Annotated in this window: 13 protein-coding genes; 7 read left to right on the top strand and 6 right to left on the bottom strand. The window is 65.0% G+C overall.

The window, feature by feature from the left end; genetic code table 11:
• Positions 1 to 7: 7 nt before the first annotated feature.
• From PVE35_RS14195 to murB, 7 genes are read left to right on the top strand one after another with little or no spacing between them, the layout of a single operon-like run.
• A complete protein-coding gene (locus PVE35_RS14195) occupies positions 8 to 640 on the top strand; it encodes a MotA/TolQ/ExbB proton channel family protein (protein WP_268183155.1) in 633 nt (210 codons plus the stop codon).
• Positions 637 to 1,065, top strand: a complete 429-nt coding sequence (locus PVE35_RS14190) for a biopolymer transporter ExbD (protein ID WP_268183157.1) — start codon at positions 637 to 639, stop codon at positions 1,063 to 1,065. The genes PVE35_RS14195 and PVE35_RS14190 overlap by 4 nt, the downstream gene beginning before the upstream one ends.
• The gene (lpxK, locus tag PVE35_RS14185; RefSeq protein ID WP_277372170.1) at positions 1,066 to 2,070 is read left to right on the top strand and encodes a tetraacyldisaccharide 4'-kinase; all 1,005 of its coding nucleotides are present in this window, start codon (positions 1,066 to 1,068) and stop codon (positions 2,068 to 2,070) included.
• Between the two features lie 19 nt (positions 2,071 to 2,089).
• On the top strand, positions 2,090 to 2,275 hold the full coding sequence (locus PVE35_RS14180; RefSeq protein WP_268183161.1) for a Trm112 family protein: 186 nt from the start codon (positions 2,090 to 2,092) through the stop codon (positions 2,273 to 2,275).
• Positions 2,276 to 3,040: a 3-deoxy-manno-octulosonate cytidylyltransferase gene (kdsB, locus tag PVE35_RS14175; protein WP_277372169.1), complete on the top strand. Its 765-nt coding sequence runs from the start codon at positions 2,276 to 2,278 to the stop codon at positions 3,038 to 3,040.
• A complete protein-coding gene (locus PVE35_RS14170; protein ID WP_268183165.1) occupies positions 3,040 to 3,504 on the top strand; it encodes a low molecular weight protein-tyrosine-phosphatase in 465 nt (154 codons plus the stop codon). Before kdsB ends, PVE35_RS14170 begins: the two co-directional genes overlap by 1 nt.
• Positions 3,501 to 4,520, top strand: a complete 1,020-nt coding sequence (murB, locus tag PVE35_RS14165) for a UDP-N-acetylmuramate dehydrogenase (protein WP_268183167.1) — start codon at positions 3,501 to 3,503, stop codon at positions 4,518 to 4,520. The genes PVE35_RS14170 and murB overlap by 4 nt, the downstream gene beginning before the upstream one ends.
• A 940-nt stretch (positions 4,521 to 5,460) precedes the next feature.
• On the opposite strand, the gene fdxA is transcribed toward murB, so the two are convergent.
• From fdxA to PVE35_RS14135, 6 genes are all read right to left on the bottom strand, one after another.
• Positions 5,461 to 5,784 (bottom strand): ferredoxin FdxA, encoded by a 324-nt coding sequence (gene fdxA / locus PVE35_RS14160; RefSeq protein WP_003244255.1) that lies wholly within the window; start codon positions 5,782 to 5,784, stop codon positions 5,461 to 5,463.
• Positions 5,785 to 5,923: 139 nt separating this feature from the next.
• A complete protein-coding gene (gene mutS / locus PVE35_RS14155; protein WP_268183169.1) occupies positions 5,924 to 8,503 on the bottom strand; it encodes a DNA mismatch repair protein MutS in 2,580 nt (859 codons plus the stop codon).
• Positions 8,504 to 8,998: 495 nt separating this feature from the next.
• Positions 8,999 to 9,961, bottom strand: coding sequence for a fumarylacetoacetate hydrolase family protein (locus PVE35_RS14150; RefSeq protein ID WP_268183172.1), 963 nt, complete (start codon positions 9,959 to 9,961; stop codon positions 8,999 to 9,001).
• A 52-nt stretch (positions 9,962 to 10,013) separates the two neighbouring features.
• Complete coding sequence (locus PVE35_RS14145; RefSeq protein ID WP_277372168.1) at positions 10,014 to 11,291, bottom strand: 2-oxo acid dehydrogenase subunit E2; 1,278 nt, start codon at positions 11,289 to 11,291, stop codon at positions 10,014 to 10,016.
• Positions 11,288 to 13,159: an FAD-dependent monooxygenase gene (locus PVE35_RS14140; RefSeq protein ID WP_277372167.1), complete on the bottom strand. Its 1,872-nt coding sequence runs from the start codon at positions 13,157 to 13,159 to the stop codon at positions 11,288 to 11,290. Before PVE35_RS14140 ends, PVE35_RS14145 begins: the two co-directional genes overlap by 4 nt.
• Positions 13,159 to 13,794: a VOC family protein gene (locus tag PVE35_RS14135; RefSeq protein WP_277372166.1), complete on the bottom strand. Its 636-nt coding sequence runs from the start codon at positions 13,792 to 13,794 to the stop codon at positions 13,159 to 13,161. The genes PVE35_RS14140 and PVE35_RS14135 overlap by 1 nt, the downstream gene beginning before the upstream one ends.
• Positions 13,795 to 13,807 lie beyond the last annotated feature (13 nt).

Below are 13,807 nucleotides of genomic sequence, written 5' to 3'. Positions count from 1 at the left end.
CACTACCGTGTGGGAACTGGTCAAAGCTGGCGGCTGGATGATGCTGCCGATCATTCTCTGCTCCATCGCCGCTGCCGGCATCATTGCCGAGCGTCTCTGGACCCTGCGGCCCGCCCGCGTCACCCCGGCCAATCTGCTGGCTCAGGTGTGGCGCTGGATCAAGGACAAGAAGCTCAACAACCAGAAGCTCAAGGAACTGCGCGAGAACTCCCCGCTGGGGCAGATCCTTGCCGCCGGCCTGGCCAACTCCAAGCATGGCCGCGAGGTCATGAAGGAATGCATCGAGGAAGCCGCCGCTCGCGTCATCCATGAGCTGGAGCGCTACCTCAATGCCCTTGGCACCATCGCCGGCATCGCCCCGCTGCTCGGCCTGCTTGGCACCGTGCTGGGCATGATCGACATTTTCAGCTCCTTCATGGGCAATGGCACCGGCAATGCAGCGATCCTCGCCGGCGGTATCTCCAAGGCGCTGATCACCACGGCCTCGGGTCTGTTCGTGGCGATCCCGGCGCTGTTCTTCCACCGTTATCTGCAGCGCCGCGTCGACGAGCTGGTGGTGGGCATGGAGCAGGAGGCGATCAAGCTGGTGGAAATGGTGCAGGGTGATCGCGACGTCGACCTGGGCGAGGACAAGGCGTGAAATTCCGGCGTAAACCGCGGGAGAACGTCGAGATCAACCTGGCCTCGTTGATCGACGTGGTGTTCATCCTGCTGCTGTTCTTCGTGGTCACCACCACCTTCACCCGCGAGACCCAGCTCAAGGTCGACCTGCCCGAGGCCGCCAGCGGCACGCCGCCGGAGCAGACCGAGCTCAAGCAGATCGAGGTGCTGATCGGTGCCGACGGCAGCTATTCGGTCAATGGCAAGGCGCTGATGGAAAGCAACCTGAAGAACCTGATGGCCGCCATGCAGAAGGAATCCGACGGCGACAACAGCCTGCCGCTGATCATCAGCGCCGACGGCAAGACCCCGCACCAGGCGGTGATCACTGCCATGGATGCCGCTGGCAAGCTGGGCTTCGCGCACCTGCGCATCACCACGGTGGAAGCACAGGAAGCCCCCTGAGTGAGCTTCGCCGACCGTCTGCTCGAGGCCTGGTATCGCGGCCATCCGGCGCTAGCGCTGCTGCGCCCGCTGGAGTGTTTGTATCGCCGCGTGGTGCAGGGCAAGCGTGCGCGCTTCCTGGCCGGGGAGGGCGACATCTACCGCGCGCCGGTGCCGGTGCTGGTGGTGGGCAATATCACCGTCGGCGGTACCGGTAAGACGCCGCTGATCCTCTTTCTCATCGAACATTGCCGCGCTCGTGGCCTGAAGGTCGGTGTGGTCAGCCGGGGTTACGGCGCCACACCGCCGAGCCTGCCGTGGCGCGTGCATGCCGAGCAGTCGGCGGTGCAGGCCGGTGACGAGCCATTGCTGATCGTCCAGCGCACGGGTGTGCCGCTGATGGTCGACCCGGATCGCAGCCGCGCCGTGCGTGCGCTGCTGGCTGAAGAGCCCTTGGATCTGATCCTCTGCGACGACGGCCTGCAGCACTACCGCCTGGCGCGCGACCTGGAGCTGGTGCTGATCGATGCGGCGCGTGGCCTGGGCAACCGCCGCTGCCTGCCGGCAGGGCCGCTGCGCGAGCCGGTCGAGCGTCTGCAAGAGGTGGATGCCGTGCTGTTCAACGGCGCCGAGGCGGATCGCGCCGATGGTTTCGCCTTTCGCCTGCAACCAACCGCGCTGGTCAACCTGGCCAGCGGCGAGCGCGTCGGCCTCGACCATCTGCCCCCCGGCCAGGCGCTGCATGCGGTGGCCGGTATCGGCAACCCGCAACGTTTCTTCGCTACCCTCGAAGCGCTAAACTGGCGCCCGGTTCCGCACCCCTTCGCCGACCATGCCCAGTACGATGCCGCGCAGCTTGCCTTCGAGCCGCCGCTGCCGCTGCTGATGACCGAGAAGGATGCGGTGAAATGCCGGGCCTTCGCCGCCGCCGACTGGTGGTACCTGGCCGTCGATGCCGTGCCCACGCCGGCCTTCGTCGACTGGCTGGACAAGGCGTTGGCCCGCCTCATACCGGGGTCTCGATGACCCCAGCAAGGACTCCATCATGGACCCGAAACTGCTCGACATTCTCGCCTGCCCGATCTGCAAGGGCCCGCTGCAGCTTTCCGAAGACAAGACCGAACTGATCAGCAAGGGCGCCGGCGTGGCCTATCCGATCCGCGACGGCATTCCGGTGATGCTGGAGAGCGAAGCCCGTACCCTGACTACCGACGAGCGTCTGGACAAGTAAATGAGCGCAGCCTTCACCGTCGTCATCCCCGCCCGTTACGCCTCCACTCGCTTGCCCGGCAAGCCGCTGCAGGACATCGCCGGCAAGCCTATGGTGCAGCACGTCTGGGAACAGGCGAAGAAGAGTTCGGCAGATCGTGTGGTGGTCGCCACCGACGATGCACGCATCGTCGAGGCCTGCCAGGCGTTCGGTGCCGAGGTGCTGCTGACCCGCGAGGATCACAACTCCGGCACCGACCGTCTGGCTGAAGTGGCCAGCCAGCTCGGCTTGCCTGCCGATGCCATCGTGGTCAACGTGCAGGGCGACGAGCCGCTGATTCCGCCGGCCATCATCGACCAGGTAGCTGCCAACCTCGCAGCCAATCCGCAGGCCGGTATCGCCACCTTGGCAGAGCCCATCGAGGACGTTACCGCGCTGTTCAATCCCAACGTGGTCAAGGTGGTGGCCGACAAGAACGGCCTGGCGCTGACCTTCAGCCGCGCGCCGCTGGCCTGGGCGCGCGATGCCTTCGCCAAGAGCCGCGAGGTATTGCCGGCTGGCGTGCCGTACCGCCGCCATATCGGCATCTACGCCTACCGCGCCGGTTTTCTGCACGACTTCGTCGCCTGGGGCCCGTGCTGGCTGGAAGACACCGAGTGCCTGGAGCAATTGCGCGCGCTGTACAACGGTGTGCGTATTCATGTCGCCGATGCGCTGGAGGCGCCGGCAGCCGGTGTCGATACCGCTGAAGACCTGGAGCGGGTACGCCGCCTGTTGGGGGCCTGATGAAGGTTCTGTTCGTTTGCCTGGGCAATATCTGCCGTTCGCCCACCGCCGAAGGCGTGCTGCGCCACAAGCTGCGCGCGGCGGGCCTGGAGGATCGGGTAGAGGTGGATTCCGCCGGTACTGGCGATTGGCATGTGGGCAAGGCGCCGGACGGCCGTACCCGTCAGGCCGCGCTGCGCCGTGGTTATGACCTGTCGGCGCAGCGTGCGCGGCAGGTGGAGGCTGCCGACTTTCAGCGCTTCGACCTGATCCTGGCCATGGACAAGAGCAACCTGCGCAACCTCCAGGCGTTGCGCCCGGGGGAGGCTCGCGCCGATCTCGACCTTTATCTGCGCCGCTACGAGCTGGCCCTGGATGAAGTGCCCGACCCTTACTACGGCGGTGAAGACGGCTTCGAGCAGGTGCTGGATCTGATCGAACAAGCCAGCGACGCGCTGCTGGTGGAAATCAAGGGGCGCCTGTGAGCCTGAATCTGCAGAGCGACGTGTCGCTCAAGCCCTTCAACAGCTTCGGTGTCGAGGTGCGTGCACGGCTGTTCGCCGAGGCCCATGACGATGCGGAGGTGCGTGAAGCCCTGACGCTCGCCGCGCAGCGCGATCTGCCGCTGCTGGTGATCGGCGGTGGTAGCAACCTGCTGCTGACCCGCGATGTCGAGGCGCTGGTGCTGCGCATGGCCAGCCGTGGCATTCGTATTGTCGAAGACGATGGCGAGCAGGTGCTGGTGGAGGCCGAGGCCGGCGAGCCCTGGCATCCCTTCGTGCAGTGGAGCCTGGCCCAGGGCCTCAATGGCCTGGAAAACCTCAGCCTGATACCCGGCACCGTCGGTGCCGCGCCGATGCAGAACATCGGCGCCTATGGCGTGGAGCTCAAGGACTTGTTCGTCGGCCTCACCGCGTTGGATCGGCAGAGCCTTGAACTGCGTGAGTTCAGCCTGGAAGAGTGCGCCTTCGCCTATCGCGACAGCCTGTTCAAGCGCGAGGCCGGGCGCTGGTTGATCCTGCGCGTGCGCCTGCGCTTGAGCCGCACGCCGACCTTGCGCCTGGACTATGGGCCGGTGCGCCAGCGTCTGCTGGACATGGACATCGACGTGCCCAGCGCCAGCGAGGTCAGCCAGGCGATCTGCGCCATTCGCAGCGAGAAACTGCCGAACCCCGCCGAACTGGGCAATGCCGGCAGTTTCTTCAAGAACCCGGTGGTGGCCTTCGAGCTGGCCGAGCGCATCCGTGCCGAGCATGCCGATCTGGTCAGCTATCCGGCGGGTGCCGGCCAGGTCAAGCTGGCGGCAGGCTGGTTGATCGAGCGGGCCGGGTGGAAGGGCTTCCGGGAAGGTGATGCAGGTGTGCATCGCCAGCAGGCGCTGGTGCTGGTCAACTACGGTGCGGCCAGCGGCGCGCAACTGCTGGAGCTGGCGCAGCGTATCCAGGCTGATGTGTTGGCGCGTTTCGGCGTCGAGCTGGAGATCGAGCCTAACGTGCTGTGAGCCCTGGACTGGCAAGTTTGGCTGTTGGCTTGTTGGGTGTTCTGGACGCCGCCTCGGTGTGTTCGGAGACTCCTTGTTTCGCCCCCTCGGGCGACTCACTTTTCTTTGAAGTGCGCAAAGAAAAGTAAGCAAAAGAAACGCACCCCCGCCATCCGGGTCTCGCTTCGCTCGACTCCCCTCACTCCGGCATCGCTCCGGGGTCGGCGTACATGGGCCATCCCTGGCCCATTACGCCTCTCGCGGCATCCATGCCGCTCGCCCCCTGCGCAATGCCTACGTTCGGCCTCCTGAAGGGGGCATTTGCGCGCCTGAACGAACAGGTATGCCAGGTTAGTCCTGAGTGCTCTGACAGTTGTGAAGTCGCGATGTGGCCGTCGAATTAAACCAATAGTTTCATTCGTGCAGTTTCACGCGGTGAACAGCTTGCCGGCTTGCAGCCGGCATTCAGGTCAGCCCTACGGCTGACCTCATGTTCAAGCACTGCGCACTACTTCTGGGTTACCGGAGTTTCAGGCGCGTGCAGAGCCCGCCCAGGAGGGTGAACGGAATCGTCGTGGAAGAGGTTGAGCGACATGGATGTCGCGAGAGCCACGATGGGCCAGGGATGGCCCACCGTGGCGGGCCTCTGGAACGGCGATGGAGTGAACGAACCCTCGCGCAGCGAGGGCCGGATGACCGGGCGGAGGGTTTTGGTTACTTTTGCCCGTCAAAAGTGACTCGCCCGGGAGGGCGAAACTAAAAACATCAACAAAAACGCGGCAAGCCGGAACAAGCACCCGAACAACCAACAACCCAACAACCCACACACAAACTTGCCAGTCCGGTATCGCTCAAACGCATCCCCAGAAATAAAAAACCCGATGCCAGATCCTGGCATCGGGTTTCCAAGTAAGCCTCATCGGGACTCGAATGCTTACGCGAGCAGCATAGTGCGCGGCGCTTAACGCTCCAGATACTGCAGCTTGTCCTTCACACCATCCCACTCTTCGGCGTCCGGCAGCGAGTCCTTCTTCTCGGTGATGTTCGGCCAGACTTCCGCCAGGTCGGCGTTCAGCTCGATGTACTCCTGCATGTCCTCGGGCACTTCATCCTCGGAGAAGATCGCCTGGGCCGGGCATTCCGGCTCGCACAGGGCGCAGTCGATGCACTCGTCCGGGTGGATCACCAGGAAGTTCGGGCCTTCGTAGAAGCAATCGACCGGGCAGACCTCCACGCAGTCGGTGTATTTGCATTTGACGCAGTTGTCGGTGACGACGAAGGTCATGTCTGATTCTCTCCTCGGGCGGCGGCCTGCGCCCTTTCTGCGAAGGGCTGTCAGGCGCTCTGTCTGGGGCCGCGGCTCAGGCTGTAAACCGGGCAGTCGTAAAAATGCGCGCGATTCTAGCAGCTTGTCGGGGCAAGCGTTAGACCTGCGTCTTCCATGTATATAACAGCTCGAGCGCCTTGCGCGGAGTCAGATCATCCGGATTGATCTTGCTCAATTGCTCCAGCAGGGGGTGCGGCACGCTGGCGAACAGGTCGCTCTGCATCGGTGCCTGCGGCTGGCCGGGCTGCTGGCGTGGCAGGTCATGGGGCAGGCTGGTGGCTTCCAGGCGCGCCAGGTGCTCGCGGGCACGGCTGATCACGCTGCCCGGCACGCCGGCCAGTTGCGCCACGGCCAGGCCGTAGCTCTGGCTCGCCGGCCCCGGCTGGACATGGTGGAGAAAGACGATGCGCTCGTTGTGCTCGGTGGCCGAGAGGTGCACGTTGGCCACCACTGGCTCGCTTTCCGGCAGCACGGTCAGCTCGAAGTAGTGAGTGGCGAACAGGGTGAAGGCGCGCAGGCGCGCCAGGTGCTCGGCCGCCGACCAGGCCAGCGACAGGCCGTCGAAGGTGCTGGTGCCTCGGCCTACCTCGTCCATCAGCACCAGGCTGCGCTCGCTGGCGTTGTGCAGGATGTTGGCGGTCTCGCTCATTTCCACCATGAAGGTGGAGCGCCCGCCTGCCAGGTCGTCCGAGGAGCCGATACGGGTGAAGATGCGGTCCACCAGTGACAGCTCACAGGCCGCCGCCGGGACGAAGCTGCCGATATGGGCCAGCAGCACGATCAGCGCGGTCTGGCGCATGTAGGTGGACTTACCGCCCATGTTCGGCCCGGTGATGATGAGCATGCGGCGGCTGTCGTCCAGATCCAGGTCGTTGGCCACGAAGGGGGTGGTCAGCACCTGCTCGACCACCGGGTGGCGGCCCTGGTCGATGCGCATGCACGGCTCGTCGACGAAGCGTGGGCGGTTCAGATCGAGGTTCAGCGCGCGCTCGGCCAGGTTGCTCAGCACGTCCAGCTCGGCCAGGGCAGCAGCACTGTCCTGCAGCGGGGCGAGGTGTTCGATCAACTGTTCGAGCAGGGCATCGTAGAGCATCTTCTCGCGGGCCAGGGCGCGGCTCTTGGCCGACAGCGCCTTGTCCTCGAACTCTTTCAGCTCCGGGGTGATGAAGCGTTCGGCGCCCTTTAGCGTCTGCCGGCGGATGTAATCGGCTGGCGCCGACTCGGCTTGTTTGGTGGGTAGCTCGATGAAGTAGCCGTGCACGCGGTTGTAGCCGACCTTGAGGTTGGCCAGGCCGGTGCGGGCCTTCTCCCGTGCTTCCAGATCCATGAGGAATTGGCCGGCGTTTTCGCTCATCGCTTGCAGCTCGTCCAGCTCGGCGTCGTAGCCGGTCTTCAGCACGCCGCCGTCGCGGATCACCGCCGGCGGGTTGTCGATGATGGCGCGGGCCAGCAGGTCGGCCAGCTCGGGGTAGGTGGCGATGGTGGCCGCCAGGTGCTGCAGGTGCGGGGTATCCAACGTGGTCATCGCCTGCTGCAGCTCGGGCAGTGCGGCCAGGGCATCGCGCAGGCGCGCCAGGTCGCGCGGGCGGGCGTTGCGCAGGCCGATACGGGCGAGGATGCGCTCCAGGTCGCCGATTTCCTTGAGCTGCGGTTGCAGCGTCTCGAAACGGTAGCCGTCGAGCAGGCAGGCGATGGCGTCCTGGCGCGCCTCCAGCACCGCGCGGTCGCGCAGTGGGCGGTTCAGCCAACGGCCCAGCAGGCGGCTGGCCATGGCGGTCTGGCAGCGATCCATGACCGACTGCAGGGTGTTGTCGCGACCGCCGGCGAGGTTGATGTCCAGCTCCAGGTTACGGCGGCTGGCACCGTCGAGGATCACCGTGTCGTCCAGGCGCTCGTGGCGCAGGCTGCGCAGGTGGGGCAGGGCGGTGCGCTGGGTTTCCTTGGCATAGCTCAGCAGGCAGCCGGCGGCGCCGATGGCCAGGGTCAGCTTCTCGCAGCCGAAGCCTTTCAGATCCTGGGTGCCGAACTGCTGGCACAGGCTCTTGAAGGCGCTGTCGCGGTCGAAATCCCAGGGCGCGCGGCGCCGTGAGCCCTTGCGTTTCTCGGCGGGCAGGCCCTGCGGCCAGTCGTCCGGGATCAGCAGTTCGGCGGGGTTCAGGCGCTCCAGCTCGGCCAGCAGGTTCTCCCAGCCCTTGATCTCCTGCACGCTGAAGCGGCCGCTGGTGATGTCCAGCACGGCCAGGCCGAACAGGCGCTCGTCGCCCAGCACGGCAGCCAGCAGGTTGTCGCGGTGCTCGTCGAGCAGGGCCTCGTCGCTGATGGTGCCGGGGGTGATGATGCGCACCACCTGGCGCTCCACCGGGCCCTTGCTGGTGGCCGGGTCGCCGATCTGTTCGCAGATCACCACCGATTCGCCCAGTTTGACCAGCTTGGCCAGGTAACCCTCCACCGAGTGGAAGGGAATGCCGCACATGGGGATCGACTGGCCGGCCGACTGGCCGCGTGCGGTCAGGGTGATATCCAGCAGCTTGGCCGCCTTCTTCGCATCTTCGTAAAAAATCTCGTAGAAGTCACCCATGCGATAGAACATCAACTGGTCCGGGTGCTGATTCTTCAGCTTCCAGTACTGCTGCATCATCGGGGTGTGAGCTGAAAGGTCGGAATTAGTCATGGGCATCGATCGCTTGAAATTGTCTTGCCTGGGAGCTGGAGCGGGTTTGCCGGCAGGGTCGTCGCCGCGGATGTGCCGGCGTTCCGGGAGGCGCCGAAGCCTTCCAGCCGGCCGTGATCGCCCCAGGCCGTGGGTGGGAGTCGTGGCTCGGTCGGGTTCTGCAGGTAGCCTGGTCTGGCTTCGGCAGGTGAGGGTACATGCCTGGACAGGGCCGAACGCGGGGCGCGGTGGCGGAGCGAATTTCGCTCGGCCCGATGACAAGGGCCACGCGCCTGTCTTCCGTGATCAGCCTGTCGTGTCGTTGCCGTTGGGCTGCCATTGGCCTGTCTTCAGCATGAATCGCTCAAGGAATCCGGGAGGCATCGTGAGCTTGCCTGCCTCCCAGCGCTGTCAGGCGCGCAATGATACCTGAAAGCGGCGTCGCTTTCGTCTGGCTTGAGTCTTTGGGGGCAGGCGCCTGCAGGATGGCAGCGGGGCGATGCCGGGCAGCCCCGCGCTCGATCAGTCCTGCGCCACGATGCTGTGGCTCTGGCAGCCCAGGTCGATACGGCCGTCCTGGCTGACGATCCTGGCCTCGACGCGATCACCCACCTGCAGGTACTGGCGACGGCGTTGCTGGCCCTTGATGAAGAATTTCCACTTCAGGGGTTCGGGCAGCAGGCCCGACAGTTTCACCAGCAGGCGCGGCGGCACGCTCAGGGCGCAGCCGGATGGCGTTCCGGTCATCAGCACGTCGCCCGGCTCGAAGTTCACGATCTGTGAATACTCGGTCAGGGTTTCCGCCGGCTTGAACACGAGGTTGGCCGTGCTGTCGCTCTGGCGCAGTTCGCCATTGACGCTCAGGCTCAACTGCATCTGCGCCAGGTAGCCCATCTCGGATGGCTCGAGCAGGCACAGAACCGGCCCCAGTGGGCTGAAGGTTCGATAGCTCTTGCCTTTGTGGAACTGCATCTGGGGGAGCTGGACATCACGCGCGGAGACGTCGTTGCCGATGCAGATGCCGGCAATGTATTCGTGCAGGTTGTTCTGCGTGACCTCCACCGGGGTTGAGGTGCGCTTCTTCATCACCAGGGTCAGTTCCACCTCGTAGTCGAGCAGCTTCACGTGCCTGGGCCTGACGATGACGCCGGTCGGCCCGGTGATGGAGGCAGAGGACTTGGTGAAGAACAGGTTGAAGGACTTGGCGTCCGGGTCCATGCCCGAATCGATCATGTGTTCGCGGTAATTGGCGCCCTGGCACAGCACCTTGGCATCGTCGGTGATGGGCGATAGCAACTCGACCTCGGCCCGATCCACTGCCTCGCTGCTAGCTTCGACCAGCCTGGCTATCGCGTCGTGGCCCAGGTTCAGGAGTTCTCGGGTAGTGGTGCAGGGTGTCGGCAGAGCCCGAATCCTGTCGGCGGTCGATAGGCAGCCCCACTGCACCGATGTCTGATGGCGGAAACGCACGATTGGAAGCGCCATGTCTGTACCTCATTCTTCTTGAGTGATCGACTGCCTGCGGCAGCCAGGTTGGCTACAACAGCAAAAGCCCGATGTTTTCCAGCAGCTTCACCAGATGGAGCAGGAAGCGGGAGCCCAGGGCGCCATCTATGACGCGGTGGTCATAGGACAGCGAGAGCGGCAGCAGCAGGCGCGGCACGAACTGCTCGCCATTCCACACCGGTTGCAGGCTGGCCCGGGATACGCCGAGGATGGCGACCTCGGGGGCGTTGACGATAGGGGCGAACTGGCCCCGGATCCCCAGGCCGCCGAGGGAGGAGATGGTGAAGCAGCCGCCTTTGATGTCGCTCGCGGCAAGCCGCCCTTGCCGGGCGCTGTTGGCGAGGCTGGCGCATTCGCGCGCCAGTTCGCGTACCCCCTTGCGGTTCGCATCCTTCACCACCGGGACGACGAGGCCGGCCTCGGTATCGGCGGCAAAGCCGATGTTGATGTACTTCTTCAGGATCAGATGTTGCCCATCGGCCGCCAGGGAGGCATTGAATTGCGGAAACTGCGCCAACGCCTGGGCCAGCGCATGCATGAGCAGGGGTAGCAGCGTGATCTTGTCCTGTCCCTCGGCATTGGCCGCCTTCAGCAGCGCATCCAGGCTGGTGATGTCAGCCGTCTCGAACTGGGTCACATGGGGGACGTTCAGCCAGGCCCGGTGCAGATGCGCGGAAGAAAGCTTCTGAATGCGCGGCAACGGCCTCACCTCGATTTCGCCGAACTGAGCAAAATCGATTTCGGCTACCGGGGCGATGCCGCTCAGGCGTTCATCGGCCACGGTTGCCGTCATGCGCTTACGCACGAAGGCCTCGACGTCCTCCTTGAGGATGCGCCCGGACTTGCCGCTTGCCGCGACTTCGGACAACTTGACGCCGAGCGTGCGTGCCAGCTTGCGCACCACGGGCCCGGCCTTGGGCAGCGGCAGGCCGCTGGCGGCCGTTTCCGGCATGGCGGATGACGCCACTGCGGTTGTCGCCGCCGGGGCTGGCGGAGCAGGGGCGTCCTGCGTCAGCGCCTGGGCGGGCGTAGCAGGCGGGGCCACGGGCTCGGCCGGCTGCTCAAGCGCCAGTTCGCCGAATATGTCGCCCTGGCTGACGCGATCCCCCTCCTGGATCAGGAAGCGTTTGAGCACTCCAGCGCAGGGCGCAGGAATTTCCAGGGTGGCCTTGTCGGTTTCCAGCACGAACAGCGCTTGTCCGGTAACCACCGGGGTGCCGGGTTGCACGCTGATCTCGACTACCTGAACGTCCCTGTATTCACCGATATCCGGAACGCTGAGTGCTAGCTGCATGGCGGACATGTTCATCGAGATGCTGCCGTCCTTTCGCGTGTCGCTTCGGCGCGCTGTTCCTGATGCCCCGACAGGCCGATGCCATAGGTCGTTTTCAGCCGCTCGACGATGCTGACCAGGGTGCCGGCATCCGTGTCGGCGCTGCCCTTGGTGCGCCAGACCACGTGATGGTCCGGTCGGACCAGGATCGCGCCGTCCTCGCCCACCTCGTACAGCTCGATGGCGGCCTGGCGGGCCGAGGCATCCATGCTGTCGAGCCCGACGATCCGCACCGCCATCTCGGCGCTGCCAGGCAGGGCTTGCAGGGCCTGGCGCCACTGTTCGGGCTTGGCGCTGATCAGGGTGAAGTCACGCTTGTCGAGCAACTGGTGGATGGCGCGCGGCTGGCCATCGCTGAGCAACATGACATGGGGCAGACGCGCGCCAGGCCAGGTGGTCGGTCGATACTCGGTGACACCCTTGCCGATCATGGGTTGCGCTGTGGCTTCGGGTTCCACCAGCCCCTGGGTGTAGGCGTAGCCATACTCCAGGCCGGTGGAAATGAAGTGCTCCCGTTGCTCGGGCACCTGGGCCTGCAGCAGTGCGCGCAGGCGCTTGCCCTTGGCCGTCTGCGCCTCCAGCAGGGCGGTTTTCTTCAGCGCACCGCGCATGAGCCAATCCGCCAGGGCGCCGCGAGTGGACTTGGGCAGCCAGGTGAAGGGGGCGAGGGTGAAGAGTTTCGTCACCTGCATGAGCCCGCGATTGCGCAGGCCGATATGGCAGGTCACTTCATCGAGCTTGAAGTGATTGCCCATGCTCTGCTCGGCAAACAGCCGGATCACCGGCTTGCGCTCGAGCTCGTAGGTGTCCAGCAGGCTCTCCGGCGCGCGGCCTTCGAGAACGGCGGCCAGCTTCCAGGCCAGGTTATGGGCATCCTGAACGCCGCTGTTGAGGCCGAAGCCTCCGGTATGGGGAAACCGATGCGCCGCGTCGCCAATGAGTAGGGCATGGCCCCTGGCATAGGAGGCGGCCAGTTGCGTGGTCATCAGCCACTTGCCCATGGTGTGGATGGTGAAGGGCACTTCGCTGTTGCCGATGGCCAGCGGAATCACCTTGCGCCAGTAGTCCTGACCGGCCGTGGCGACTGCCTGCTCGTCGCAGAGGTAGGGCGTCATCAGGATGTAGCTGTCGTCCGCGTGCTTGATCATCACGCCGCAGAAGTGCGGGTTGTAGATCCAGCTCAGCAGTGGGCGAGGTTGCGGGTGCAGCTCATCGAGCTTCATCTGGAAGAACACGCTGGCCATGTTGGCCAGTGTCGGGCCTTGCATGGCGATACCCAGCAGCTCCCGTACCTTGCTGTTGGCGCCATCGGCACCGATCAGCCAGCGTGCGTCGATGCTGGTGCGCTGCTGGTTGGTGTCGCGCACCGACAGCGTCACCTGGTGACCCGAATCGTGCAGTGACTCCAGACTGTGACCCTTGATGAAGGTCACCAGGGGCTCGGCTTCCAGTGCCCGCCAGAGAATCGGCATCAACTGATGCTGGCCGACGTGGGCGATGCGGTATTCGCTGTGGGAGCGCACCCGCTCTACCAGTTCCCGGTCGGCCAGCAGATCGATGCTGCCGAACTCGGTGCCCAGCAGGCTGGTGCACCAGCGGATGTTGCCGATCTCCTCCTCCGACGGGCACAGCGCCAGGATCTCCTGGGCCAGGGCGGGGGAGTACTGGGCCCAGATCTCGAATGCGCGGCCGTTCAGCACGTGTGCGGCCGGGTGCTGCAAGGGCGTCGTGCGGCGCTCGACGACGATGCAGGGGATGTCGTAGCTGGCCAGCAACAGGGCCAGGGTGCAGCCGCTGGCACCGCCGCCGACTATGACCACCGGTGCCTTCATGTCCGTGCTCATCACAGGGTTCTCCAGGTAATGGCTTTCATGTTCGCCACCGGTTTGCGGCCCGGAGGGGTGCCGGCGCCCTGTTTCAGCAGTTCGGCAACCGGGGTGCCGGAGCGCAGGCGGGTGAGCAGGTAGTCGGGGTCGAAATTGACGCCTATGGGGTTCTCGGCGAACGCAGGGCTGTTGAAGTACTGCTTGGTTTCTTCGGCAGTGGCGAAATTCTCGACCTGGAACTCATGTCGGTTGCCGTCCGGGTCTTCGTAGTAGAGCGAGGTGGTCGGCCCGTGGTTGATGCACCAGACCGGCTCGATACCCTGCTGCTTGACCCGCTCGTAGGTCAGCAGCAGGCTTTCCAGCGAGTCGAAGCTGTGGGCGATGTGATCCAGCCCGATCATCTTGCGCCGCAGCCAGGCAAGGGGGAACAGCAGACGCAGGATGGGCGGCAGGTTGACCAGCGCCAGCCGATGGCTCTCGGCATCCCAACTGAGGAAGGTGACGAGCTTGCTCGCGTGCACCACCTGGGCACCGAACACGAGGCCGTACCAGGCAATCAGTTTCTCCCGACGTGGTGTCTTGAGCACCCAGTGTGCGATCTGTGTGGGGGCGATCACGGACTTGCTGGGCAGTGCAGAGGATGTCTGGTTCATGTTCTGGTCCTGA

The organism is Pseudomonas sp. AA-38, from assembly GCF_029457475.1.
Classification (GTDB): domain Bacteria; phylum Pseudomonadota; class Gammaproteobacteria; order Pseudomonadales; family Pseudomonadaceae; genus Aquipseudomonas.
The sequence above is the reverse complement of the archived record's forward strand: the minus strand, read 5'-3'. Positions and strand labels throughout refer to the sequence as shown.